Annotated in this window: 22 protein-coding genes and 1 tRNA gene; 4 read left to right on the top strand and 19 right to left on the bottom strand. The window is 68.7% G+C overall.

The annotated features are described in order from the left end of the window. The 9 genes from HCX50_RS09745 to serS all read right to left on the bottom strand — a co-directional run bounded on the left by HCX50_RS09745 (nucleotide 1) and on the right by serS (nucleotide 9763). On the bottom strand, nucleotides 1-948 hold the full coding sequence (locus tag HCX50_RS09745; RefSeq protein ID WP_091035694.1) for a carbohydrate ABC transporter permease: 948 nt from the start codon (nucleotides 946-948) through the stop codon (nucleotides 1-3). Then, nucleotides 945-1910, bottom strand: coding sequence for a carbohydrate ABC transporter permease (locus tag HCX50_RS09740; protein WP_205828993.1), 966 nt, complete (start codon nucleotides 1908-1910; stop codon nucleotides 945-947). Before HCX50_RS09740 ends, HCX50_RS09745 begins: the two co-directional genes overlap by 4 nt. 6 nt (nucleotides 1911-1916) lie before the next feature. Beyond that, a complete protein-coding gene (locus HCX50_RS09735) occupies nucleotides 1917-3284 on the bottom strand; it encodes an extracellular solute-binding protein (RefSeq protein WP_167634073.1) in 1368 nt (455 codons plus the stop codon). A 42-nt stretch (nucleotides 3285-3326) separates the two neighbouring features. Further along, nucleotides 3327-4967, bottom strand: coding sequence for a glycoside hydrolase family 13 protein (locus tag HCX50_RS09730; protein WP_205829000.1), 1641 nt, complete (start codon nucleotides 4965-4967; stop codon nucleotides 3327-3329). A 179-nt stretch (nucleotides 4968-5146) separates the two neighbouring features. After that, nucleotides 5147-6151, bottom strand: a complete 1005-nt coding sequence (locus HCX50_RS09725; RefSeq protein ID WP_091035703.1) for a LacI family DNA-binding transcriptional regulator — start codon at nucleotides 6149-6151, stop codon at nucleotides 5147-5149. Nucleotides 6152-6214: 63 nt separating this feature from the next. Continuing rightward, entirely contained in the window at nucleotides 6215-7450 is a 1236-nt protein-coding gene (locus tag HCX50_RS09720; protein WP_167634069.1) for an LCP family glycopolymer transferase, read from the bottom strand. Between the two features lie 50 nt (nucleotides 7451-7500). Then, nucleotides 7501-7585: transfer RNA gene (locus HCX50_RS09715), tRNA-Ser, on the bottom strand. 43 nt (nucleotides 7586-7628) lie between these two features. Beyond that, on the bottom strand, nucleotides 7629-8450 hold the full coding sequence (locus HCX50_RS09710; protein WP_167634067.1) for an HAD family hydrolase: 822 nt from the start codon (nucleotides 8448-8450) through the stop codon (nucleotides 7629-7631). Further along, the gene (gene serS / locus HCX50_RS09705) at nucleotides 8447-9763 is read right to left on the bottom strand and encodes a serine--tRNA ligase (protein ID WP_091035711.1); all 1317 of its coding nucleotides are present in this window, start codon (nucleotides 9761-9763) and stop codon (nucleotides 8447-8449) included. The genes HCX50_RS09710 and serS overlap by 4 nt, the downstream gene beginning before the upstream one ends. A 111-nt stretch (nucleotides 9764-9874) precedes the next feature. On the opposite strand from serS, the gene HCX50_RS09700 reads away from it, so the two are divergent. Next, nucleotides 9875-10255, top strand: coding sequence for a YybH family protein (locus HCX50_RS09700; RefSeq protein ID WP_167634065.1), 381 nt, complete (start codon nucleotides 9875-9877; stop codon nucleotides 10253-10255). A gap of 33 nt (nucleotides 10256-10288) precedes the next feature. Here HCX50_RS09700 and HCX50_RS09695 read toward each other — a convergent pair whose 3' ends face one another. After that, the gene (locus HCX50_RS09695; RefSeq protein ID WP_167634063.1) at nucleotides 10289-10819 is read right to left on the bottom strand and encodes an RNA polymerase sigma factor; all 531 of its coding nucleotides are present in this window, start codon (nucleotides 10817-10819) and stop codon (nucleotides 10289-10291) included. Nucleotides 10820-10902: 83 nt separating this feature from the next. Here HCX50_RS09695 and HCX50_RS09690 point away from each other — a divergent pair, with 83 nt between their 5' ends. Then, the gene (locus HCX50_RS09690) at nucleotides 10903-11901 is read left to right on the top strand and encodes a diacylglycerol/lipid kinase family protein (RefSeq protein WP_091035719.1); all 999 of its coding nucleotides are present in this window, start codon (nucleotides 10903-10905) and stop codon (nucleotides 11899-11901) included. A 108-nt stretch (nucleotides 11902-12009) separates the two neighbouring features. Here HCX50_RS09690 and HCX50_RS09685 read toward each other — a convergent pair whose 3' ends face one another. From HCX50_RS09685 to HCX50_RS09675, 3 genes are all read right to left on the bottom strand, one after another. After that, entirely contained in the window at nucleotides 12010-12738 is a 729-nt protein-coding gene (locus tag HCX50_RS09685; protein WP_167634061.1) for a hypothetical protein, read from the bottom strand. A 56-nt stretch (nucleotides 12739-12794) separates the two neighbouring features. Beyond that, entirely contained in the window at nucleotides 12795-14255 is a 1461-nt protein-coding gene (gene cls, locus HCX50_RS09680; protein WP_167634059.1) for a cardiolipin synthase, read from the bottom strand. An 86-nt stretch (nucleotides 14256-14341) separates the two neighbouring features. Further along, nucleotides 14342-14515, bottom strand: a complete 174-nt coding sequence (locus HCX50_RS09675; protein ID WP_167381640.1) for a hypothetical protein — start codon at nucleotides 14513-14515, stop codon at nucleotides 14342-14344. A gap of 112 nt (nucleotides 14516-14627) precedes the next feature. Between HCX50_RS09675 and HCX50_RS09670 the strand changes: the two genes are divergently transcribed. Next, on the top strand, nucleotides 14628-15758 hold the full coding sequence (locus tag HCX50_RS09670) for a DUF4192 family protein (protein WP_167634058.1): 1131 nt from the start codon (nucleotides 14628-14630) through the stop codon (nucleotides 15756-15758). A 16-nt stretch (nucleotides 15759-15774) separates the two neighbouring features. On the opposite strand, the gene lysS is transcribed toward HCX50_RS09670, so the two are convergent. Then, nucleotides 15775-17307 (bottom strand): lysine--tRNA ligase, encoded by a 1533-nt coding sequence (lysS, locus tag HCX50_RS09665; protein ID WP_091035731.1) that lies wholly within the window; start codon nucleotides 17305-17307, stop codon nucleotides 15775-15777. Between the two features lie 79 nt (nucleotides 17308-17386). On the opposite strand from lysS, the gene HCX50_RS09660 reads away from it, so the two are divergent. Next, the gene (locus HCX50_RS09660) at nucleotides 17387-19264 is read left to right on the top strand and encodes a DUF2207 domain-containing protein (protein ID WP_167634056.1); all 1878 of its coding nucleotides are present in this window, start codon (nucleotides 17387-17389) and stop codon (nucleotides 19262-19264) included. A gap of 13 nt (nucleotides 19265-19277) precedes the next feature. On the opposite strand, the gene HCX50_RS09655 is transcribed toward HCX50_RS09660, so the two are convergent. The 5 genes from HCX50_RS09655 to folK form a co-directional block, all read right to left on the bottom strand. Next, nucleotides 19278-19970, bottom strand: a complete 693-nt coding sequence (locus tag HCX50_RS09655) for a DUF2520 domain-containing protein (RefSeq protein ID WP_091035736.1) — start codon at nucleotides 19968-19970, stop codon at nucleotides 19278-19280. 2 nt (nucleotides 19971-19972) lie between these two features. After that, on the bottom strand, nucleotides 19973-21991 hold the full coding sequence (locus HCX50_RS09650) for a PH domain-containing protein (RefSeq protein WP_167634054.1): 2019 nt from the start codon (nucleotides 21989-21991) through the stop codon (nucleotides 19973-19975). Next, nucleotides 21988-22569 carry a PH domain-containing protein gene (locus tag HCX50_RS09645; RefSeq protein ID WP_091035741.1) on the bottom strand — a complete coding sequence of 194 codons (582 nt, stop codon included), beginning with the start codon at nucleotides 22567-22569 and terminating at the stop codon, nucleotides 21988-21990. The genes HCX50_RS09650 and HCX50_RS09645 overlap by 4 nt, the downstream gene beginning before the upstream one ends. Then, nucleotides 22520-23002 carry a DUF3180 domain-containing protein gene (locus HCX50_RS09640; RefSeq protein ID WP_091035744.1) on the bottom strand — a complete coding sequence of 161 codons (483 nt, stop codon included), beginning with the start codon at nucleotides 23000-23002 and terminating at the stop codon, nucleotides 22520-22522. Before HCX50_RS09640 ends, HCX50_RS09645 begins: the two co-directional genes overlap by 50 nt. Continuing rightward, nucleotides 22999-23492, bottom strand: a 494-nt coding sequence (gene folK, locus HCX50_RS09635) for a 2-amino-4-hydroxy-6-hydroxymethyldihydropteridine diphosphokinase (protein WP_205828992.1), incomplete at its 5' end; no start/stop codon positions are given. The genes HCX50_RS09640 and folK, both read right to left, overlap by 4 nt.

Here is a 23492-nt window from a genome sequence, read left to right as displayed (position 1 = left end):
CTAGCCCTTCACCGCACCCCCGAGTCCGGCCGAGCGCAGGAACACCGACTGGAAGATCAGGAACATTGCGATCGGGATGAGGGTCGCGATCGCGAGGGCCGCGAGGAACACGTCGAGCTCGGTCTGCGATTGCACGGCGGGAAGCCGCACCGACAGCGGCTGCACCGACGGGTCGGGCAGCACGAGCATGGGCCAGAGGTAGTCCTTCCACGCGGCGATGATCGCGAACACCGAGACCACGCCGAGGATCGGCTTCGACATCGGCAGCACGATCGACCAGAACAGTCGGAAGGGCCCGGCACCGTCGGTGCGCGCGGCCTCGAAGACCTCACGAGGCAGACTGTCGAAGAACCGCTTGACCAGCAGGATGTTGAACGCATTCGCCCCCATCGGCAGCCACACGGCGAGGTAGTTGTTGAGCAGGCTCACATCCCCCAGCAGCGGCGGATGCACGATCGTCAGGTACAGCGGCACGAGCAGCACGATGCCGGGGATGAACAGCGTCGCCAGCACCAGCGCGTTCAGGATCGGCGCGTACTTCGGCTGCAACACCGAGAGCGCATAGCCCGCGGTCGTCGCGATGAACAGCTGCACGAACCAGGCGCCGAGCGCGATGATCACCGTGTTGAAGAAGTACTGGTCGATGTGGATGTCGTTCCACGCGGTCGACAGGTTCTCCCAGTCCATGCCGTTCGGCCACAGCGCGAACGGCTGCTGCAGGGTGTCCTGCGTCGGCGTGATGGCCGACTTCGCGAGCCACAGGATCGGGCCGAGGCCGGCGACGACCAGCCCGACGGTGAGGAACACATGCGTGATCGACATCCCGACGCGGATGCCGGGGCGCCGGCGCTCGGAGTCGGAGATGACCGTGCGATCTCCGACGCGGTCGGCGGCCTTCTCTGCCGCCTTCTCCGCGGCACGGGTCGACAGGCGGGTGGTGAGGCTCACGTCGTGCTCCAACGGTCGGTCAGCTTGAAGTACAGCCAGGAAAGGAGGGCGAGGACGATGGCGAGCAGCACCGAGACGGCCGTCGCCTCTCCGTAGTCGCCGCCCAGGCTGTTGCGGAAGGCCTTGTCGTAGATGTACAGCAGCACGGTCTTGGTCGCTCCAGCCGGACCGCCGCCGGTGAAGAGGAACGGTTCGAGGAAGACCTGCGCGGTGGCGATCACCTGCAGGATCAGCATGATGAAGAGGATGCCGCGCAGCTGCGGCAGCGTGACGTGCCAGATCTTCTTCCCGATGCCGGCGCCGTCGACCTCGGCCGCGTCATACAGCTCGGGCGGCACGCCCAGCAGCGCAGCCAGGTAGATGATGATCGAACCTCCGGCTCCCGCCCACGTCGCCTCGAGCACGAGCGAGGGCATGGCCTGCACGGCGTCCTGGATCCACGGTTGCGGGGGAATGCCGACGAAGCCGAGAACCGTGTTGAACACACCGGACGGGTCGGCGCTGTAGAAGAACTTCCACAGCAGCACCGCCACCACGGGCGGGATCACGACGGGGAGATACGCGAGCGCCGAGTAGATGCCCTTGCCGCGGCGCACCTCGCTCATCAGCACGGCCATGAGCAGCGGCAACGGGAAGCCGAACAGCAGAGCGAGCACCGCGAACCACAGGGTGTTGATCACGGCGCGGCCGAGTTCGGGGTCGCCGATCACGGCGAGGTAGTTGTCGAATCCGACCCACTCGGACACGATCAGGTTGGTCTTCTGCAGGCTCATGATCACCGACTGCACGATCGGCGACCACGAGAAGAACACGAACACGAACAGCATGGGGAGCACGAACAGGAGGTTCGCGAGCCCGCCGCCGCGGAACCACGTGAGCGGTGAGCGGCGGCGGGAACGGCGCACAGCGGGCGGCGGAGAGTCCTCCGCCGCCGCCCGCTGCTCGAGGAGCGTCATCGTCATGGAGCGTTACTCGTCGAGCTTCGCCTGTGCATCGGTCTGCACCTGGGCGAGCAGCGCGTCGATGTCGGCGTTCTGGTCGGTCAGAACGGTCTGCACCGCGGTGTCGAGGAGCGCGTAGACCTCCTGCGTCTTCACCTTCGGCTCACCGACCGGCGTCTGGTCCCAGATGCGGTCGCTGAACGGCGCCATCTGGTCGACCGGCACGTTGATGTAGTCGGCGATCCACTCCTGCGACTCGTCGTACAGCTCGCGGCTGAGCACGGGAAGCAGCGGGGTGCCCACGGCCTGCCCGGACTCGTTCAGGGTCTTCGCGTCGAGCACTGCGGCATCCTTGTCCATGAGCTTCTGCATGTAGTACCAGTCGATCCAGGTCACCGCGGCGGCCTTCGTCGTGTCGTCGACCGTAGGGCTGATCACGGCGATGTCGCCGCCGCCGAGAGTGCCGGGGTCATCGCCCTCCATCGGCACGACCGTCATGCCGTAGATGTCCGAGTCCATGCCGAAGTCCCGCACGAGCGCGGTGTAGATGTCCGAGCCCGAGGTGTACATCCCGATGTTGCCGGCCGCGAACTCCTGGTTGATGGTTCCCCAGTCGAGGTCGACCTTGGAACCGAAGGCGTTGTCCTCCCACTTCACGTCGTGCAGGAACTGCAGCGCGGCCTTGGTGGCGTCGTTGTCGATCGTCGACTCCGCCGTGCCGTCGCCGTTGTCGGTCTGCGTGCGGCCGCCGCGCGCCACCGTCTGCGAGGTGAGCTGCCAGCCGCCGGTGTTGTTGATCGCCATCTGCGCGTAGCCGGCCTTGCCCGTGGCATCCGTGATCTTCTTGGCCGCTTCGCGGATCTCGTCCCACGTCTCCGGCGGGCTGTCGGGGTCGAGTCCGGCCTGTTCGAACAGGTCACGGTTGTAGTGCAGTGCGGCCGCATACGCCTGGCGCGGGAAGCCGTAGATCTTGCCGTCGTCTCCTGTGACACCGTCAAGGATGATCGGGTTGAACTTGTCGGTGTAGCCGAGCTCCTCGATCGCGTCGGTGACGTCCGTCAGCTGCCCGTTCTCGAGCAGCGTCTTGGAGTCGGTGAACGGCACGGTGAAGACATCGGGCAGGCTTCCGCCGGCGAGCTGCACGGCGAAGGTCGGGCCCTCCCACTCGTACTCGACACCCACGATGTCGATGTCGGGGTGCTCCTTCTCGAACTGCTTCTCCTGTTCGGCGAACGCCTCATAGGCGGCCGCATCGGCTCCCGGGGGGAACGTCGCGACCCGCAGCTCGGTCTTGCCGTCGGCGCTGTCGCTGCCGCTCGACGAGCAGCCGGCGAGGGCTCCGGCCGTCGTGAGCACGGCGACGCCGGCGACGAGGGCTTTCATCGGTGACTTCATTGTCTGTGTCCTTCCAGGTGGTGCTGATCGGGTGGTGCAGGGCTAGTCGGTCGCTCGCGACGAGACCGCCGCCGGGCGGAGCGCGAGCCAGGCGGTGGAATCCGCGGGCAGCGCACCGTCGAGCGGAGCGCTGGCGAGAAGCACCTCGTGGTGCGCGGGGAGGGGCACCGGCACGGCCCCGAGATTGGTGATGCTGACGGTGCCGTCGCCCCGGCGGAACGCGAGGACGTCCGCTCCGAGCTCCAACCACTCCAGATCGCTGCCGGTGAAGTCGGCGATCTGCGCGCGCAGGGCGATAGCCGCGCGGTACAGGTTCAGAGTCGAGGAGGGGTCGGCATCCTGCGCTTCGACGGTGAGCGTCACCCAGTCGTCCGGCTGCGGAAGCCACGGGGTGCCGCCGAAGCCGTAGGGGGTCACCGTGCCCGCCCAGGGCAGCGGCACCCGGCATCCGTCGCGTCCCGGATCAACACCACCGGAGCGGAAGTGCATGGGGTCCTCGATCGCGTCGAGCGGCAACTCCACCTCGGGCAGACCGAGCTCGTCCCCCTGGTAGATGTAGAGGCTGCCCGGGAGAGCGGCGACGAGCAGCGAGGCCGCGCGGGCCCGGCGCGCGCCCCGAGCCGCATCCGTCGGGGTGCCGAACCGCTTGCGCTCGAACGCGAACGACGAATCGGCCTGCCCGTACCGCGTGACCGGCCGGGTGACGTCATGGTTCGAGAGCACCCAGGTCGCGGGCGCGCCGACGGGCGCGTGCTCGGCGAGGGTGCGTGTGATGGAGTCACGCATCGCCTGGGCGCTCCACGGCTGCGTCATGAAGCCGAAGTTGAAGGCGGTGTGCATCTCGCCAGGGCGCAGGTAGCGGGCGAAGCGCTCCGCGTCGTCGAGCCAGACCTCTCCGACGAGCACGCGCTCGCCGTCGTACTCGTCGGCGACGGCACGCCAGTCGCGGTAGATGTCGTGCAGTTCGTCGCGGTCGATGTGCGGATGCCCCGAGGTCGGCGCCGTGCCGGCGGGAAGGTCGGGCAGCGCCGAGTCCTTGACCGGGAGGGCGGCCGAGTCGATGCGCACCCCGGCGACTCCGCGGTCGAACCAGAAGCGCAGGACGTCTTCGTGCTCGCGCCGGACATCGGGGTGGTTCCAGTTGAGGTCGGGCTGCTGCGGCGTGAACAGGTGCAGGTACCACTCCCCTGCAGTGCCGTCGGGGTTCCGCGTGCGCGTCCACGTCTCGCCTTGAAAGCTCGACACCCAGTTCGTCGGCATCTCGTCGCCGTCCGCGCCTCGACCGGGATGGAACCAGAAGCGCTCGCGCTCCGGGCTCCCCGGCTGCGCCGCCAGCGCCTGCTGGAACCATGCGTGCCGGTCGGAGATGTGGTTCGGCACGATGTCGACGATGGTGCGGATGCCGTACTCGAGCGCCTCGGCGATCAACTGCTCCGCCTCCTCGAGCGTGCCGAAGCGCGGGTCGATGAGCCGGTAGTCCTGCACGTCGTAGCCGCCGTCGGCGAGCGGGCTCTGGTACCACGGCGTGAACCAGAGGGCGTCGACACCGAGGCTCTTCAGGTAGGGCAGCCGTGAGCGCACGCCGGCGAGATCGCCGATCCCATCGCCGTTGCCGTCCGCGAAGCTGCGCACGTACACCTGGTAGATCACCGCCGTGCGCCACCATCCCTCGCCCGAGGGCATGGTCAGAGTGCGTGCGGGTGCGGCCGTGCGCAGAACGTCGGTGTCCACGGAACTCCTCGTCGTCGGTGGCGATGAGTCGAATGTAGCTTTTCCTAACGTTCCACGCAAGAACTAAACAGATTGTTGGAATTTTGCAATGACTTGCGGGCGCACGGAAGACGGCGTCTTCCGGATGCCGGTCAGGCCAGCGGCCCCGTCGAGGCGCGCAGCACCAGCTCGGGCTCGAACAGCAGCTCGTCGCTCGGCTGGGAGGTGCCGGCGATCTGCGCGAGCAGCAGCGCGATGATCGCGCGCCCCATCGACTCGATCGGCTGCCGCACCGTGGTCAGCGGCGGTTCGGTGCAGCTCATCAGCGCCGAGTCGTCGAACCCGACGATGCTCACCTCTCCCGGCACCGACAGCCCCGCGCGACGTGCGGCACGCACCGCCCCGAGTGCCATCGGATCGCTTGCGCACACGATGGCCGTGGCGCCGGCGGCGAAGAGTCGCGCCGCACCGGCCTGCCCCGATTCGAGCGAGTACATGCCGCGCACGACGAGGTCATCCGAGAGCGGTGCTCCGAGCTTCTCGAGCAGGCGGCGCGCGGACTCGAGCTTGCGCTGGGAAGGCACGTGATCCTGCGGCCCCAGCAGCAGCCCGATGCGGCGATGCCCCAGCTGGTGCACGTGCAGGACCGCCTGCTCGGCCGCAGCCGCATCGTCGGTCGAGACGGTCGCGAACTGCAGTTCGGGGACGCGGGCGTTGACGAGCACGGTCGGCAGATTCACCTGTCGCAGCCGCTCGTAATGCTGGTGGGCGGCATCCGCCTGCGTGTAGTTGCCGCCGAGGAAGATCACCCCGGACACCTGCTGCGCGAGGAGCAGGTCGACGTAGTCCGATTCGGTCACCCCGCCGGCGTTCTGCGTGCACAGCAGCGGGGTGTACCCGTTCTGCGTGAGTGCGCCGCCGACGATCTCGGCGAACGCGGGGAAGATCGGGTTCTGCAGCTCGGGCAGCACCAGGCCGACCAGGCGCGCGCGCTCGCCGCGCAGCTTCGTCGGGCGCTCATAGCCGAGCACGTCGAGGGCGGTCAGCACCGCCTGCCGAGTGGCATCCGAGACGCCCGGCTTGTCGTTGAGCACACGACTGACCGTGGCTTCACTCACTCCGACCTTGCGCGCCACCTCGGCGAGTCGCTTCGACATGGGGTCAGTTTACGTAAGTTCTTGCAAGAACGCGCAAACGGGTTGCGCGGATGCAGTCGCGACTCAGCGGACGTTGCCGTTGGAGCAGGTCTCCTGAGCAGCAGAGTTGCCCTTGATCGAGTCCGGCAGCGCCACGACGTTGTCCGGCGTCGCGGAGGGGTCCGGCGTCGCCTCTTCGACCGGCGCCGTCGGCTCCTGCACGACGACACCGTCGTTGCTGTTGTTCTCGTGGGTGATCTGCAGCTGCGCGTTGGCCTCGAGCGCATCCCAGAGCGCCGCGGCCGCTTCCGCGTTGGGGACGACCTTGTTCGGGTCGGCGTAGTCGGCACCGGTCGGATACTGCACGAACACGATGTCCTCGAACGGGACCGACTTGACCGCGAGGGCGATCTGGACGAGCGTCATCGGGTTGTTCGCCAGCGACGTGCTGGCCTCGAGGTTACTCAGGGCCGTGTTGGCCAGCTTGAGCATGACCGGAACGTTGCCGAGCACCTCCCCGCTGATCATCTTGCGGGCGAGGCTCGACATGTACTGCTGCTGGTTGCCGATACGGCCCAGGTCGCTGCCGTCGCCGACACCGTGACGGGTGCGAAGGAACTGCAGCGCCTGCAGGCCCTCGACGGTGTGGGTTCCCGCGGCCATGTCGAGGCCCGTGTAGCGGTCCTTGATCGGGTTCGCCAGGCACACGTCGACGCCGCCGATGGCGTTGGTGATCTCGATCACGCCACCGAAGGTGACGGATGCCGCGAACTGGACCTCTTGGTCGGTGAGTTGCGAAATCGTCTGGACGACGCAGTTCAGGCCGCCGTCAGTGTAGGCCGTGTTGAGAGGCTGCTTGCTCATCGCCGAGTGCACGTTGCCGTCTTCGTCCGTGCACTCCGGGATGGGCAGCATCAGGTCGCGCGGGAAGCTGACGACGGTGATCCGGCGGGGCTCCTGCGACACGTGCACCAGAAGGTTCACGTCATTGAGTGTGCCCTCGGCGTCGCCCCCGGTGCACCGGTCACCGAACAGATCCTTGTACTTCTCTTCGCAGGTGTCGACACCTGTGAGGACGAGGTTGAAGCCGCTCTCGTACTCGCCGATGTCCGGCGGGATGACTTCCTGGCCGTCCAGGTCGACGGCGTTCGCCGCGACCGTGCTGGAGAAGTCGTAAGCGATGTACATCGCCACGCCGAACCCGCTGACGAGCACCACGGCCAGACCGATCGCGATGAACTTCAGCAGCTGGCTGAGCGAGCTCGGCGTCGCGAGTTGACCGTGTCGTGCGATGGTGCGGCGGCGGGTGTTCTCGCTCACACGGGCCCTTTCGGATTCAGCACCGGTGCGGGGTCACCGTGCTCAGTATGCGGAGGGTGTGGGATTCGAACCCACGAGACATCTCTGCCCACTGGTTTTCAAGACCAGCTCCATCGGCCGCTCGGACAACCCTCCTCGACAGACGTATCTGTCGACAAGGCGTGAGTCTAGCCGAGTTCTATTCTCCCCCGCTGACCTGGGCGGGCGCTGGAAGCGTGTCGAGCGCCTGCGCCAGACCGCCGTCCTCGACGTCGGCGGTGACCTCGCTCGCGGCTTCCTTCACCACGTCCGGAGCCTGCCCCATCGCCACGGCCCGTCCCTCGAGGGAGCGCGCCCACCCGAACATGCCGATGTCGTTGCGCCCGTCGCCGGCGACCAGGATGCGTCCACTGTCGAGCCCGAGCTCGGTGCGCACCTGCTCCAAGGCGGTGCCCTTGTCGACGCCCTGCGGGGCGATGTCCAGCCACGCGGTCCACCCGATCGCGTAGGAGACCTCGTTGAGACCGGCATCCGCCACCAGGCGGTGGAAGTCGTCTTCGTCGTGACCGGGCGAGACGACCACGATGCGCGAGACCGGCAGCGCGGCGAGTTCGTCGAAGTCGACCTGTCGGCCGCCGTCGAGCGTCCAGTCGTCGAGCTGCTCGGTGAACAGCCGCTGCCCGGAGGCGAGCTCGACCATGTACCGGGCGTCGGGAAGACGGTCGCGCAGTAGCCCGAGGACGGGAGTGGGGTCGAAGGTCTCGACGTTCCAGCGCTCCCAGTCGTCGCCGTCGCGGCGCATCGTCACGGCGCCGTTGGAGCACACGACGTAGTCGGCGGTCAGACCGAGCTCCTCGACGTAGCGGCGCGTGGCCATCCAGCTGCGCCCGGTCGCGATGGTCACCACGTGCCCGGCATCGCGCACGCGCGCGATGGCCTCGGGCACACCGGGACTCATGGTCTCGTCCTGCAGCAGGATGGTGCCGTCGACGTCGAGGCCGACCAGCCAGTGCCCCGTCATCGAGCAGCCCGCCCGTCGCCGAGGGGCAGGATCACTTCGAGGCCGCCGAGGTACGGACGCAGCACCTCGGGCACACGCACCGATCCGTCGGCCTGCTGGTGCGTCTCGAGCAGAGCGACGATCCAACGCGTGGTGGCGAGCGTGCCGTTCAGGGTGGCGACGTGCTGCGTCTTCGCGGAGCCCTGCGCGGCAGCATCCGTCGCATCGACGGCCGGGCGGTGCCTGACGTCGAGTCGGCGCGCCTGGAAGGTCGTGCAGTTCGACGTCGATGTGAGCTCGCGGAACGCGCCCTGCGTCGGCACCCACGCCTCGATGTCGTACTTGCGTGCTGCGCTCGAGCCGAGGTCGCCCGCAGCGACATCGATCACACGGTAGGAAAGCCCGAGGGAGGTGAGCATCTCCTCCTGCAGCGCGACGAGGCGCAGGTGCTCCGCCTCGGCCTCCTCTGCGGTCGTGTAGACGAACATCTCGAGCTTGTTGAACTGATGCACCCGGATGATGCCGCGGGTGTCCTTGCCGTGCGAACCCGCTTCGCGGCGGTAGCAGGTCGACCAGCCCGCGTAGCGGAGTGCTCCGTCGGCGAGGTCGACGATCTCATCCTTGTGGTACCCGGCGAGCGCGACCTCGCTGGTGCCGACGAGGTACAGGTCGTCGTCCTTGTCGAGGTGGTAGACCTCGTCGGCGTGCTCGCCGAGGAACCCGGTGCCCTGCATGATCTCGGGGCGCACGAGGGTCGGCGTGATCAGAGGCACGAACCCGTTCTGCAGGGCCTTGTCGAGCGCGAGGTTCATGAGGGCGATCTCGAGGCGGGCCCCGATGCCGCGCAGGAAGTAGAAGCGCGCACCGGAGACCTTCGCTCCGCGCTCCATGTCGATCGCGCCGAGGAGCTCACCGAGCTCGAGGTGGTCGCGCGGCTCGAAGTCGAATGCGGGCACCTCGCCCACCCGACGCAGTTCGACGAAGTCGGCCTCGCCGCCGGCGGGGACGCCGTCGACGACGACGTTCTCGATCCGGGCGAGGGCTGCGGATGCCGCCTCCGCCGCCTCGTTCGCCGCATGCTGCGCCTGCTTCACGCGCTCGGCGAGGTCCTTCGCCTGCGCGACGAGGGCGGCCTTCTCGTCCTTGGGAGCCTTCGCGACCTGCTTGCCGAACGCGTTCTGCTCGGCGCGCAGCTCCTCGAAAGCGGAGAGTGCGGCCCGGCGCGATCGATCGGCCTCGAGTGCGACGTCGACGGTGCTCTGGTCGTTTCCACGGGCAGCCTGTGAACGGCGGACGATCTCCGGGTTTTCGCGGAGGAGTGCGAGGTCGATCATCTCCCAAGTCTACGGTGCCGTGCCGACGGCGAATCCGGATGTCACAGGCTCGCGGCTGCGTCGTCTTCCTCTGCAGAGGTCGGCAATCGGTCGACCCAGGAAAGGAACCCCATGACCATCCCCGTGACCTCCCTCGACCAGCTGAACCTCGCGTTCGCCGACCGGTTCAACGCCCGCGACCTCGACGGCCTGATGGCCTTGAACACATCGGACGTCGTCTTCGCCCCGGCGCCGGGAACGGCCGTCACGGGCACGGCCGCCGTGCGCGGCGCGCTCGAGCAGTTCCTCGGGCTGAACCTGCCCATCTCGATGCGCGTCCGTCACGTCTTCGAGAGTGCCGGCACCGGACTCGCGATCGCGGACTGGACCATCACCGGCACCGGCCCCGACGGCTCCGAGATCGCTCTCGCAGGCACCACGGCCGATGTCGCGGTGCACGACGAGGTGCACGGCTGGCGATACGCCGTCGACAATCCCTTCGGCACGGCCTGAACCTCTCGGGGAGGTCCGAAGGTCGGGCCTCCCTCAGCCGTCACCCATGCCCGTCGCGCGGCAGGCCCGCAGCGCCTTGCGCGCCCGGGAGATCCGCTGCCGCGCGGCTGCCGGCTCGATCCCGAGGCGCGTCGCCACCTCCTCGGTGGAGAGCCCGTCGACCACCGTCAGCAGCAGCGGTTCCCGGATGGTCTCCGGCAGCGAATGCAGAGCCTCGAGCGCGCCGTCGAGGAACACGCGGATCTCCACCGCGGCATCCACACCCGTCTGGTCCCCGGCGGTGTCGTCGTCGAGAACCGCCTCCGGTCGGCGCGCACGCTGCCGTGCCAGGTCGATGGCGACGTTCCGCGCGATGGCGTCGAGCCAGGAGCACACGCGGCCGGGCTGCGGCGTCTCCAGATGTGCGACCGAGCGCCAGGCGCGCAGGAGGGATGTCTGCGCAGCGTCTTCGGCGTCCGCGGCCGGTACCCCCAACGAGATGCTGCGCCGACGGAGTCTGTCGGGTTCGGCCGTGATCAGCCGGGAGAGCACCGCGCGGGTCGCGTCGTCGGAGTCATCGTGCATCCGAATGCTCCTCTTCCTGGCGACCGGAATAGCGCGGTCCGTTTGTGAGGCCACTCGGGTGTGTCCCGGTTTAGAGTAGCGCCATGACCTCTAGCGCCCCGGTTCTGCGACAGGCGGCGCTCATCTACAACCCGATCAAGGTCGACGGCAAGCATCTGCGTGCGACGGTGCGCGATCTGTCGCGTGAGGCCGGATGGGATCACCCGGCCTTCTATCCGACGACGATCGAGGATGCCGGGCAGGGCGCGACCGCACAGGCGCTCGCACGCAACGTCGATGTCGTACTGGTCGCCGGCGGCGACGGCACCGTGCGCGCGGTCTCGGAGGCGATCGCCAATTCCGGAGTTCCCCTGGCGATCCTGCCGAGCGGCACGGGGAACCTGCTCGCACGCAATCTCGGCCTGCCGCTCGCCGACCCGGGTGAGATGATCCGAGCGGCGCTCGGCGACTTCCGCCATCCGATCGACATCGGTCGGGCGCGACTGACCCGCGAGAACGGCGACGAGGAGGAGCACGCGTTCGTGGTTCTGGCCGGCATGGGACTGGATGCCGACATGATCGCGAACACCCGCTCTGATCTGAAGAAGTCCGTGGGATGGATCGCCTACGTCGACGGTGCAGCCCGCTCCCTCCCCCGCGCGAAGCCGTTCCGCGCCGTGTACCAGGTCGATGAGGGGCGACTGCATTCGCACCGTGCGTACAGTCTGCTCTTCGCGAACTGCGGCACCCTTCCCGCCGGCATCGCCCTCATCCCGGACGCATCGATCACGGATGCCGCCCTCGACATCGCCGTCATCCAACCCACCGGAGTGCTCGGCTGGTTCGCCGTGTGGCGCAAGATCTGGTGGGACAACTCCGTGCTGCGGCGCTTCCGTGCGGGGCGCCGTGTGCTCGAACGCCGCGGCAAGAACGCGTCGGTGCACTTCTTCCACGGGGCCGCGGCCGAGGCTGCCGCTCCGACCCCGATTCCGATCGAGCTCGACGGCGACGAGTTCGGCGTCGCCGTGCGCATCACGTGTTGGGCCGACCCCGGCGCGCTGCTGCTCGCGCTGCCGCCCGGCCACCCGGTTCACCTGCTCTGACGCGGGTGGCGCCCGTCAGCGCTTACGTCGCTTGTTCACTATCACCACGCTGATCACGGCCAAGAAGATGAGCGTGGCCCAGAAGATCTCCACGGGTTCCCGCAGGGGTCAGCGGACCTCGACCGTGCCGTCGAGTCCACCGCCGACCAGGGTCAGCGTGAAAGTGCCGTCGTCCTCGACCGTGTCCTCCCCGAACGCGAGCAAGGTCGCACGGGGTGCCATGTCCATCGTGCAGACCTGATTCTCGTCGGTCACGAAGTACGCGGTTCCGGTGTTTCCCGCACCCTCGAGAGACTCGACCTGCGGCAGGCAGCTCGAAGATCCCCAGGTGAGCAGCACGAGGCCGTCGTCGTCGAGCCAAGCAGCGGAGGGCTGGAACTCGGTCGTGGTTCCCGGGGTGCCGGTGGCGGCCGGGTCACCGTCGATGTCGACGTCGTCGGTGAGGTCGCCATAGGTCACGTTCAGGGTGATGTCCGACTTCGGGTCGACGCCCTCCGGCAGCGCGCCGAGGCTCGCCCGCGGAGCGAGATCCTTCGTGCACGGCTTCGGCGATTCGCCCTCGGGGTCGACGAGCGTCACGGTGACGGTCTGCCCCTCGGCCGTCACCTGATCGACCTGCGGCACGCACGTCGACGAGCCCACCGTGATCACGGCGAACATGCGGCCGTTGTCGAGCAGCGCGCCCTCGAAGTCGTTCTGGTCGTCCACGTCTCCCGCGCCGGGGGCCGGCGAACTCGACGGGGCGTCGGAGCCGGGGCCGGCGGTGCATCCCGCGACGAGGAGTGCTGCGGCGACGAGGCCGACGACAGAGGCGAGGGGACGAAGCGCAGAGGTCATGCTCACAGGGTAGCCCGAGGGCAGATCGCCCGGAAAGCCCGGATGGACCGCGACGACTACTGCAGGGCGGAGGTCAGGCGGGCGAGGTTGTCGAGCACGGTCGAGCGCAGCGGCTGCTGCATCCACTCCTCGAGCGTCAGCTCACGGCTGAGCGAACGGTACTTGTCCTCGACCTCGCGCATCTCTGTGACGAACTCCTCGCCGCGCACCAGCATCGAGACCTCGAGGTTCAGACCGAACGAGCGCATGTCCATGTTGCTGGACCCGATGACGGCGACCTCGTCGTCGATCGTGAGCGTCTTGGTGTGCAGGATGTACGGCTTGCGGTACATCCAGATGCGGACGCCGGCCTTGAGCAGCACCTCGTAGTAGCTGCGCTGGGCGTGGTAGACCATCGCCTGGTCGCCCTCTTCCGAGACGAAGAGCTCGACGTGGACCCCACGATCGACCGCCGCGGTCACGGCGAGCAGCAGCGCCTCGTCGGGGACGAAGTAGGGGCTGACGATCATGATCTTCTTCTTCGCGGCGTACAGCAGGCCGAGGAAGAGACGCAGATTGTTCTCGACCTCGAACCCGGGGCCGGACGGCACGACCTGGCAGTCGAGGTCGCCGGAGCCGATGTTCGCATGGGCGATGTCGATTCCCTCGAGCACCGTGTCGGTCTCGCTGTACCAATCGGCGACGAAGATCGCGTTCACGCTCAGCACCACCGGGCCGTCGAGGCGGACCATGAGATCGACCCAGTGCAGCCCGCGCTTGATGTTCTTCGGCAGGTTGTATGTCGAATCCGTGATGTTCTGCGATCCGAGGAACGCGATGTTGCCGTCGACGACGAGGAGCTTGCGGTGGTTGCGCAGATCGGGGCGCTGCATCTTGCCCTTGAGCGGTTGCACCGGCAGCATCAGGTGCCAGTCCGCACCCATCGCGTTGAGTCGGGCGATGGTCTGCCGGTACCGGGGCTTGCCCTGGTTGGCCCAGTGATCGAGAAGCACGCGCACCTCGATGCCGCGGGCGCACACCTCTTCGAGAGCTCGGAAGAAGTTGTCGGTCGCCGTGTCCGACTGGAGGATGTAGAACTCGACATGCACGTAGTCCTGTGCAGTGCGGATGGCCTCGGCCATCTCGTCGAGCGACTCCTGGTAGTCGGAGATCAGGTGCGCACCGTTGTCACCCGAGAGCGGCAGCGCTCCGAGCTTCTGATTCATCTGGACGATCGGCCCGAACCACGCGGGGGCGTTCGGGCGCAGAGTGCCGAAGTGCAGGTGCTCGCTCGTCTCGGCGATGTACTCGTTGATCTGGTCCTGCTTGCGTCGACGCGCGCGCGGCAGGCGCGGGTTTCCGATCAGCAGGAAGAGGAAGACTCCGACGAACGGGATGAAGAACACCGCGAGGAGCCAAGCCATCGCGGCGGTCGGACGCCGATTGCGCGGGATGACGATGATCGCCGTGACGCGGATCGCGATGTCGAGCACCAGCAGGAAGGCGGCGATCCACCAGCCCCAGGTCTCCGCGGTCATCGTGCACCTTCCCCACCGCGGTGACGATCACCTCGGGAGCGCGCCGAAGCCGGGGCGCTGGCTTCACAGTAGCGGATGGCTGGGACTCAGACGCGCGGCGGAAGGCCCCGTGCCGCGCGCTCTTCCGCCTCGATCTGCGCGTGGACCTTGCGCTCCGTGCGGTCGAAGCGGAGGATGCCGCGGAGCACGAAGACGAACACGACGCTCACCCCGATGGTCGGCAGAAGCGACCATGCCGCAGCGAGCCAGAAGTTGTCCATCACCCCATGGTACGCGAGCCACTCCTCGTGCACACCGCCGCGCGTTCAGCTTCCGCGTCCACAATCCGGCTTTCCCGCCCCCGAGGGATCTCCGCTCCGAGACACTCTCGGCATGACAACACTGCTTCGCGCCACCGATTCCGCCGCATTCCTCGGCATCGTCCCCGCTCTCGCGGGTTTCACTCCTCGCCGGAGCGTCGTGCTGCTGCCCTTCCACGGCACGCGCACCGATGGGGCCATGCGACTCGATCTCCCCTCGGACGGGACCGACCTCGAGACGTACGCCGACGCCGCGGTCGGTCTCGTCGCCCGCGTTCAGGGGACGGATGCCATCGCCGTCGTCGTGTACACGGACGAATGCTCGCACGCCACCCGCGACGGGCTCGTCCTCCCCCATGCCGTGGCCGTCGACGAACTGCTCGGCTGCGCGGAGGATGCGGGGCTGCGCATCGTCGATGCGCTCTGTGTGACGCCCTCCGGGTGGTCGAACTATGCGGAGAGCGACCCCGCCCTCCACCCGCTGGCAGAGATCCGCCACCCATCCGAGGGCACCGCTGCACCTGACATCTGCGAAGACCAGGCGGCCGGGGCTCGACTCCCCGCGGTCGATCTCTCCGAGAAGGAGCGGGTGGGCAGAGCGGCACTCGAACTCGCGGCGCTGCTCGACGAAGAGGGAGAGGGAGAGGGGAAGGGACGGTTGACCGGGCGGGAGAATCCGCAGCTGATCGCTGCGCTCGTGATGCTCGAAGACGTGCCTGCGTTCTTCGAATCGGTGCTCGCAGCCCCCGATGCTCTTCCGCCCTATGCGACCGCGACGCTGCTGTGGTGTTTGGAGCGTCCGCTGCTCCGAGACGTGGCGATCGCGCAGTGGGCGAGCGACCTCGCGGGAGGCATCCGCGCACTCGACGCGCAGACCGCCTTCGCGAAGTCCGGTGAGATGGTCCCCGACGAGCTCGGGCGGCTGTTCCTGGGCCAGGGCCCCGCCCCGGACCTCGATCGACTCCGCCTCGCACTGTCCGTCGTGCGCGAGGCGGCCGCGCGGGCACCCCGCGATGCACGACCGGCACCGCTCACCGCGGCGGCATGGCTGTCGTGGGCGTTGGGAAGAGCCACCCACGCCGCCCGCTATCTGGAGCTGGTCCGCGAGATCGACCCGCGGTACTCCCTGGCCGCCCTGTTGGAGACCATGATCGCCGGCGCGATGCTTCCGGAGTGGGCGTTCCATCGCAGCACGGCGGCATGACCGCCGGCTGCAGGGACTACTTGACGAGCGGGAAGAGGATCGTCTCGCGGATGCCGAGGCCGGTGATCGCCATCAGCAGACGGTCGATCCCCATGCCCATTCCCCCGGACGGCGGCATGCCGTGCTCGAGCGCCCGCAGGAACTCTTCGTCGACCGGCATCGCCTCCACGTCGCCTCGCGCGGCGAGCTTCGCCTGCTCTTCGAACCGCTCACGCTGGATCACGGGGTCGACGAGCTCGGAGTATCCGGTCGCCAGCTCGAAGCCCCGGATGTACAGGTCCCACTTCTCGACGACGCCGGCGATCGAGCGGTGCTCGCGCACGAGGGGCGACGTGTCGACGGGGAAGTCCATCACGAAGGTCGGGCGAACCAGGTCGCCCTTCACGAAGTGCTCCCACAGCTCTTCGACGAGCTTGCCGTGGGTGGCCTGCGGAGGAAGATCGACGTCGTTCGCCTCGGCGAAGGCGATGAGGTCCGCGACCGAGTCCTGCGGTGTGACCGTGCGACCGGATGCAGCAGAGAGCGACTCGTACATCGAGATGCGGTCCCACTCCCCGCCGAGGTCGTAGTCGGTGCCGTCGGCCCAGGTCACGGTCGTGGAGCCGGCGACCGCGATCGCCGCCTTCTGCACGAGCTCCTGTGTGAGCGCGGCCATCTGGTTGTAGTCGCCGTACGCCTGGTAGGCCTCGAGCATCGCGAACTCGGGGCTGTGCGTGGAGTCGGCTCCCTCATTGCGGAAGTTTCGGTTGATCTCGTACACGCGCTCGATGCCGCCGACGACCGCACGCTTCAGGTAGAGCTCGGGCGCGATGCGCAGGTACAGCTCGGTGTCGAACGCATTCGAGTGCGTGATGAACGGACGAGCGGAGGCGCCACCGTGCTGCACCTGCAGCATCGGGGTCTCGACCTCGAGGTAGTCGTGGCTCGTGAACGTCGCGCGCAGGCTCGCGTTCACGGCGGCACGGGCACGCACGGTCGTTCGTGCCTGCTCGCGGACGATGAGGTCGAGGTAGCGGCTGCGCACGCGGCCTTCCTCGCTGAGCTCGGAGTACGCGTTCGGGAGCGGGAGGATCGCCTTGGAGGCGATCGCCCAGCCATCGGCCATGACCGACAGCTCTCCGCGGCGGCTGGAGATGACTTCACCGTGAACGAAGACGTGGTCGCCCAGGTCGACGTATTCCTTCCAGTCCGCGAGCGACTCCTCGCCGACGTTCGCGAGAGAGATCATCGCCTGGATGCGAGAGCCGTCACCGGCCTGCAGGGTGGCGAAGCAGAGCTTTCCCGTGTTCCGGCTGAAGACGACGCGGCCCGCGATGCCGACGATGACACCCGTCTCGGCGCCCGCCTCGAGCTCGCCGTACTCGGCGCGCAGCGCGGGAATCGTGTGCGTGACCGGCACTGCGACGGGGAAAGCTCCCCCACCGGCATCCGCACGCTTCTCGATCAGGCGCTCACGCTTGGCGAGGCGCACGGCCTTCTGCTCGTGGACGTCCTCTTCGGGAGAAGAGTCGGTCGAGGCCGATTCGGGCGCGGCAGACGCGTCAGTCATGTGGGGGCTCCTTGGAAGTCCTTCCCAGTTTACCGAGGCGACGTGCCGGCTCACGGCGCATGCTGGGTAGCCTCGAAGAATGGCCCATCCACGGATCCTCCGCGCGTTCGCCGCCCTCGCCGTCGCCTTCGCCACCACCGCCGTCGCACCGCCCGCGGCAGCCGCTGCCGATGTCGGACCCGGACTCGCACCGCAGGTGCGCGCGGACACGGAACCGGGCGGCGTCGACGACTTCTCGTATGCGTCATGGGATGCCGTGTACGAGGTCGGGCTCGACGACGAAGGCAGGGCGCGGACGCATGTGACCGAGACGCTGGTCGCCCGCTTCCCCGAGACCGACCAGAACCACGGCATCGTCCGCGGCCTGCTGACGTCTTACGAGGGGGCGAGCACCGAGACGCAGGTCCTCTCCGTGACCGATGAGGATGGCCAGGAGGTGCCGCACGAGACCGACGAAGAAGATGGGCTGCTGTACGTTCTCACCGGCGACGACGACACCTACGTGCACGGGCTCACCACCTACGTGATCGAGTACGAGATGCGCGACACGGTCATCGCGACGAAGCCGGCCGCGGGGGCGTCGACACCGTCGGTGGACGAGTTCTACTGGAACCTGCTCCCCCTCGACAGCACGCAGCCCATCGAGCGGTTTCGCGCTGACATCGTTCTCGATGAGGAGCTGGGCGCGGCACTCACCGGCTCGACGCGGTGCTACACCGGGCCGACGGGGTCCCGGACGGAGTGCGAGCTGCGGGGTCCTCAGACCGATGGCAGCGTGACGGTGTTCGGCGTCGAATCCGGCGAGCGAGCCGCCGGCGACGGGGTCACCGTGGCGATCGGGTTCGAGCCGGGCACAGTCGCACAGCCCCTCGCGCGCACACCCGACCCGGTCGGCGACGTTGCTCCGTTCGTCGCGGCCGCGGGAGCTGCAGGCCTGACGGTCGGCAGCTGGTTCGCCGTCTGGGCGTTCCGCCGCCGACGCCGAGTGGCCACCGGCATCGTCGTGGCGCAGTACGACGTGCCGGACTCCCTGCCCCCACTCATCGCGGCGACGGTCATCACCGGCGCGAAGGACGTGATCCCCGCCGAGATCGTGCACCTCGCCGTGCGCGGAAGCCTGCGCATCGAAGAAGGCGTGGAGGCCGAAGAGTCACGCTTGCGCCGCATCCCGGGGGCGGAAGCACCGGACGAGCTGGATGCCGAGGCGCTGGACGCACTGTTCCTCGACGCCGACGCCGACGGGGTGGTCGATCTGCCCGCCGCCGATGAGGCATTCGCCGCCCGCATGACCGCGCTTCAGCAGAGCGGGACGACCGCAGCGGCATCCCGTGGCTTCACCGAGAGGGTGCGAAGTCGTGGCGCCGTGATCGTGCAGTGGTGCGCGATCGGTGTCGCGCTGATCGGACTGGGCCTGGGAATCTGGGCAGCCACCAGCGGCCGCCTCTCGGCGATCCCCGCCCTCGTCGTCATGTCGTTCGTCGCGTTCCTCGTGTTCCTGTCGAGCGTGTACGCGTTCTCGAAGCACACGGTCCTCACGGCAGAAGGAGCGCGCACCTCCGAGTACCTGCAAGGGGTGAAGGAGTTCATCCGGGTCGCAGACGCCGACCGTCTGCAGATGCTGCAGTCCTACAGCGGCGCCGAGCGCCGTCAAGACGGCACGGCCGATGTCATCCACGTGTACGAGCGGCTCCTCCCCTACGCGATCCTCTTCGGCATGGAGGACGAATGGGGCGACGTGCTCGAGCGTGCATACGCACAGGAGCAGCACGGCGCTTCCTGGATCGGCGACCCGACCTCGTTCGCCCTGCGCATGCAGCTGGCGTCGTTCATGGCGTCGTCGCAATCGGCAGCGACGTATTCCGCACCATCAGCCGGCGGCTCGTCGAGTGCCGGCGGGTCGTTCGGCGGCGGGTTCTCCGGTGGTGGCGGAGGCGGAGGGTTCTCGGGCGGACGATGAGCCGCCGCTACCGTCAGATCAACGGAGGAGCGTCGGATGCTTCGCGCAGCGCACGCTCCACCGTCGACTGCACCAGCGCCGACAGGTAGCCGCCCGGATTCTCCACGCCGAGCTCGCGCAACTGGGCCGTCGACTGGCCGATGATCGATCGCGAGAACTCGGTGGCCGTCGCGATCGCATCGGCATAGGCCGGTCGGTCTGCCTCCGCGATCACGACCGGCTCGCATCCGATCTCCACCGCGAGCGCCTGGGCGATCGGCAGCACTGCGGCCGGAGCCGTCACCGCGGCGAACCCCGCTTGCAGTTGACGCAGGTCGATCGAGGTCCCGGTGAACGTGATGGCGGGGTGCACGGCGAGCGGGATCGCGCCGCGCTCGGCGGCCGGCCGCAGCACGTCGATGCCGTACGCGGGATCGGTGTGCAGCACGAGCTGCCCGATCTGCCAGCCCCCGACCTCGGCGATGCCGGCGACCAGTGACGGCAACTGCTCGGAGGGAACCGCGATGACCACGAGCTCGGCTCGACGCACGACCTCCAGCGCGTCGAGCACGGGCACATCCGGCAGCACGGCAGAGGCGCGCTCGTCATCGGAGCCGCTCGTGATCCCGATCACCGCGTGCCCCGCTCCGCCGAGCGCCGCACCGATCACCGGACCTACACGTCCCGCGCCGATGATGCCGACGCCGAGACGCCCGTCCCGCGCCACCGTCACTCCTCCGGCTGATCCGACGGTGCGGGCGGCGGCGTCCTCCGCCGCCGCAACTGCGGTTCGGCGGGAGGCGCGGCCGGCGCAGCGGGAGGCGCCGGCGGCGCGGCAGCAGGGGCGGGCGGTACCGCAGGTGCGGCCGACGGCGCGGCAGCCGGAGCTGCCGGGGCGGGCGGCGCCGCAGCAGGCGGCGTGAATGCCGGCGGCGCGTACGATGCCGGCGGGGCGAACGGCGCCGGTCGCGCCCCCGGCGCCGGGGGCGCGAGGTTCGGCACGAATGGCGGCGGCGGAGTCACGGACGGCGGACCTGCGTACGCGGGCGGCCCCACGGGCTGCGCCTCGGATGCGGCGGCCGCATGCTCGCTCCAGCGGTGGGTCGTGTCGCGCGATGCGGCCTCGGCGGCCGCCCGGCTGACGTCGTCGAGCAGCGCCAGGGCATCGGCGCGCTCGAGGCCGGAGAGGTAGCCGGTGATGGGTCCCGGAACCGAATGCACCTGTGCGCCCGAGACCCGCTGCGACCGGTCGATCGGCCCCTGACTGAGCGAGACGCCCTGCAGGCGCGCGAGCGGGAACACGGCGAGCTTGCGCCAGACGATGCCCCGACGCAGCAGCAGGCCGAACTCCTCGACGAGGTAGCCGTGGCGCTTCCACGAGAACGGACGCCGCCACCACGCGCGCCGCGGCATCGTGCGGTACGTGTCGCCTTCGATCGGGCCGACGACACCCTGCTCCCAGAGGGAGTGGATGCTCTCGGCGGGAACATCGGGCAGCACCAGCGCGAGCACGCGCTCGACGTCGGCGCGCTTGCCGACCGGCAGCACCACGTTGAACTGCTGTCCACTGCCGGAGGACTGCTGAGCGGCGCTCTTGCCGCTCATCCGGTTGATCTTGATCGTCCACCAGCCGAACGGGCGCCACAGCAGCGACTGCGTCACCTCGACGGCGAAGATGCGCCCCGGCGGGAGCGTCTCGGTCACGGTCGTGAGGAGCCCGTACGTGATGCGCACGCCGTCGGGGGTGGGGGCGATCGAGTAGCGCAGCGACTTCGAGATCTGCGCCCAGGTGATACCGACCACGGCGATCACCAGCGGTACTCCCATGCCGAAGCCCAGGCCGAGCAGCACGCCGCCGTCGGTGTCGCCGTCGATCAGCAGGCCGATCAGCGCGCTGCCGAACGCGATCGCGAAGATCGCGCCGAAGAACACCACCCACAGCAGGCCCGAGATCAACTGCGATCCGACGAGGCGTCCGGTCGGGATCTTGACGACACTCTCGGGGACGACGTCGGCGAGGTCGACACCCGCGAGGAGGTCGTTGACTCCGGAATTCACCGATCCGACCAGCTGCGCGCGCGCGGATCCCGGCGCGGTCGCAGCCGGGGCCGGGGCGGAACCCGGGTTCAGCGCCGCGTTGCGGGCCGCCCTGGCGCCCGATGCCAGGCGCAGGATGTCCGACCTCACGGACTCGGCGCGCGATGTCGCGAGATACTCGAGCTCGACGTTCGCATCGTTTCCGGCGCCCACGACCTCCAGCTTCGCGAGTCCGATGATGCGCGCCGGGAAGGGACGGGTCAGGTTGACACCCTGCACGCGATCGAGCGGAGCCCGTCGGTGCGAGCGGAAGATGAACCCCTTGCGCACCTCGACGTGGTCGCCGGTGATCCGGAACTGATGGAAGCGCCAGACGAACCAGAAGATCAGCACGAGAACGATGACGAGCCCGAGCACGCTGAGCAGCGCGACGAGGATCAGGTTGTTGGAGAGCACCCAGTCGACGGGATCGCCGCCGGAGTAGTCGCCGACGTGCGCCTCCTCCGGCGCGAAGAGCGCGACGGCCCACGTGATGAGACGATCGCGCATGTTCGTGATCACGATGCCGGCGACGATGATCAGCACCAGCCCGCCCTTGAAGAGCGGCGTGAGCGGATGCATGCGGTGCCACTCGCCGTTGGCGAGGGTGGTCGACGAGTCGCCGACGGCCGCCGCCGCGCTCGGGGACGGAGGGAGCTGCGGCTCGCTCACAGGCCGGTCCGGCGGGTCTCGGCGACGTGGATGAGGGTGTCGCGCAGCGCCTCCGCAGCCTCCTGAGTGAGACCGGGGATCTGCACGCCGGTCGTCGCGGCGGCCGTCACCATCTTGAGCTGCGCGATGCCGAAGCCGCGGTCGAGCGGGCCCTGGGTGATGTCCACCAGCTGCATGCGGCCGTAGGGCACAGCGATCATGCGCTGCCAGAGGATGCCCTTGCGGAAGACGATGTCGTCGGCGCGCAGCATGTACCCGATCGCCTTCGCCTGGCGCGGAAGGATGATGAGCGCGATCACCGTGATGAGAAGGACGATGCCGGCGGGGATCCACACCCACTGCTGGTGCAGCACGAGGCTGAGCACGAGCGCCGCGGCGGCGACGATCACGAGGAAGATCACGTTCTGCACGATCTGCGAGACCACGTAGCGCGGCGAGATCTGGTGCCACGCGCCGTCGAGCTCCAGGCGGGCCTCGTTCCGAGCCGTCCGCAGCTCGGAGTACGTGCCCTGGTCGAGGGCGGCGAGGTCAGTGCCCTCCGCCGGGTTCAGGGGCGCGGTCTCTGGGTTCTGAGTCATCAGGATCCTTCGGCAGGGTGCAGAACTGTTCGGCGACGAGCGCGGCGATCGTGAGGACGATCGCACTACCGACGAGGGCCAGCATGGCCACAGTCGACCCTACCTGTGGATCGACCGGCCGTGAGAGGAGGAACACCAGCAGCCCCGCTCCGAAGCCCGCCATGATGGCGCCGAGCAGGCTGGAGGCACGGGCGAGCGTCGCCGCTCTCAGCGCGCGGAACGGGTCTATGCGCACACCCGAGCGCACGCTGCGACGCACCGGCCAGGCGACGCCCAGGGAGGCGGCAGCGATCAGCAGGAGCAGCACCGGGAGCAGCAGCGACGGCGTGAAAGTGACGCGGCCGGACGCCGTGAGCAGATGATCGAGCAGGAACCCGCCGCCGGCCGCGAGCAGCGCGAGGAGGAGCAGGAGCCCCGCAGACGTGCGCCTCATCCTTCGCCCCGACCGTGCAGCTCGGCCGCGAGGTCGGCCACGCGTCCTCGTCCGAGAAGCACCGCATCCGGGTCCACGTCGAGCCAGGGGTCGAGCACGAACAGCCGTTCCGCGGCGCGCGGGTGCGGCAGCTGCAGACGCGGCTCGTCCGAGACGACGTCACCGTAGGCGATGAGGTCGAGGTCGAGCGTGCGGTCGCCCCACCGCTCGCGGCGCTCCCGACCGTTCTCGTCCTCGATGGCGTGCAGCATCCCGAGGAGGATCTCCGGGGCGAGACGCGTGGTGACCAGGGCGACCGCGTTCACGTACCCCGGTGCCTCGGGATCCGGTCCGTCGAGGCGGAGTGCGACGGTCTCGAACAGGTCGGAGAGACGCACGTCGCTCACGAGCGGCAGCCGCGCGATCCGCTGGGCCGCCGCACGGATCGTCTCATGCCGATCTCCGAGATTCGCGCCGAGAGCGACGACCGCCACGGTCTCCGGGCGGGCAG

Origin of the sequence: Microbacterium sp. B19(2022), assembly GCF_012030385.1 — a bacterium.
GTDB lineage: Bacteria > Actinomycetota > Actinomycetes > Actinomycetales > Microbacteriaceae > Microbacterium > Microbacterium oxydans_B.
The sequence above is the reverse complement of the archived record's forward strand: the minus strand, read 5'-3'. Positions and strand labels throughout refer to the sequence as shown.

Coding starts and splice junctions, on each gene's coding strand:
- HCX50_RS09725 (WP_091035703.1), bottom strand. CDS start 6,151: ATGTCGAAGCGACTCGCCGAGGTGGCGCGCAAGGTCGGAGTGAGTGAA.
- HCX50_RS09675 (WP_167381640.1), bottom strand. CDS start 14,515: ATGGACAACTTCTGGCTCGCTGCGGCATGGTCGCTTCTGCCGACCATC.
- lysS (WP_091035731.1), bottom strand. CDS start 17,307: ATGACTGACGCGTCTGCCGCGCCCGAATCGGCCTCGACCGACTCTTCT.
- HCX50_RS09740 (WP_205828993.1), bottom strand. CDS start 1,910: ATGACGATGACGCTCCTCGAGCAGCGGGCGGCGGCGGAGGACTCTCCG.
- HCX50_RS09670 (WP_167634058.1), top strand. CDS start 14,628: ATGACAACACTGCTTCGCGCCACCGATTCCGCCGCATTCCTCGGCATC.
- HCX50_RS09735 (WP_167634073.1), bottom strand. CDS start 3,284: ATGAAGTCACCGATGAAAGCCCTCGTCGCCGGCGTCGCCGTGCTCACG.
- HCX50_RS09710 (WP_167634067.1), bottom strand. CDS start 8,450: ATGACGGGGCACTGGCTGGTCGGCCTCGACGTCGACGGCACCATCCTG.
- HCX50_RS09700 (WP_167634065.1), top strand. CDS start 9,875: ATGACCATCCCCGTGACCTCCCTCGACCAGCTGAACCTCGCGTTCGCC.
- cls (WP_167634059.1), bottom strand. CDS start 14,255: ATGACCGCGGAGACCTGGGGCTGGTGGATCGCCGCCTTCCTGCTGGTG.
- HCX50_RS09640 (WP_091035744.1), bottom strand. CDS start 23,002: ATGAGGCGCACGTCTGCGGGGCTCCTGCTCCTCCTCGCGCTGCTCGCG.
- HCX50_RS09690 (WP_091035719.1), top strand. CDS start 10,903: ATGACCTCTAGCGCCCCGGTTCTGCGACAGGCGGCGCTCATCTACAAC.
- HCX50_RS09685 (WP_167634061.1), bottom strand. CDS start 12,738: ATGACCTCTGCGCTTCGTCCCCTCGCCTCTGTCGTCGGCCTCGTCGCC.
- HCX50_RS09730 (WP_205829000.1), bottom strand. CDS start 4,967: ATGCCCTCGGGCGAGGGATGGTGGCGCACGGCGGTGATCTACCAGGTG.
- serS (WP_091035711.1), bottom strand. CDS start 9,763: ATGATCGACCTCGCACTCCTCCGCGAAAACCCGGAGATCGTCCGCCGT.
- HCX50_RS09660 (WP_167634056.1), top strand. CDS start 17,387: ATGGCCCATCCACGGATCCTCCGCGCGTTCGCCGCCCTCGCCGTCGCC.
- HCX50_RS09645 (WP_091035741.1), bottom strand. CDS start 22,569: ATGACTCAGAACCCAGAGACCGCGCCCCTGAACCCGGCGGAGGGCACT.
- HCX50_RS09695 (WP_167634063.1), bottom strand. CDS start 10,819: ATGCACGATGACTCCGACGACGCGACCCGCGCGGTGCTCTCCCGGCTG.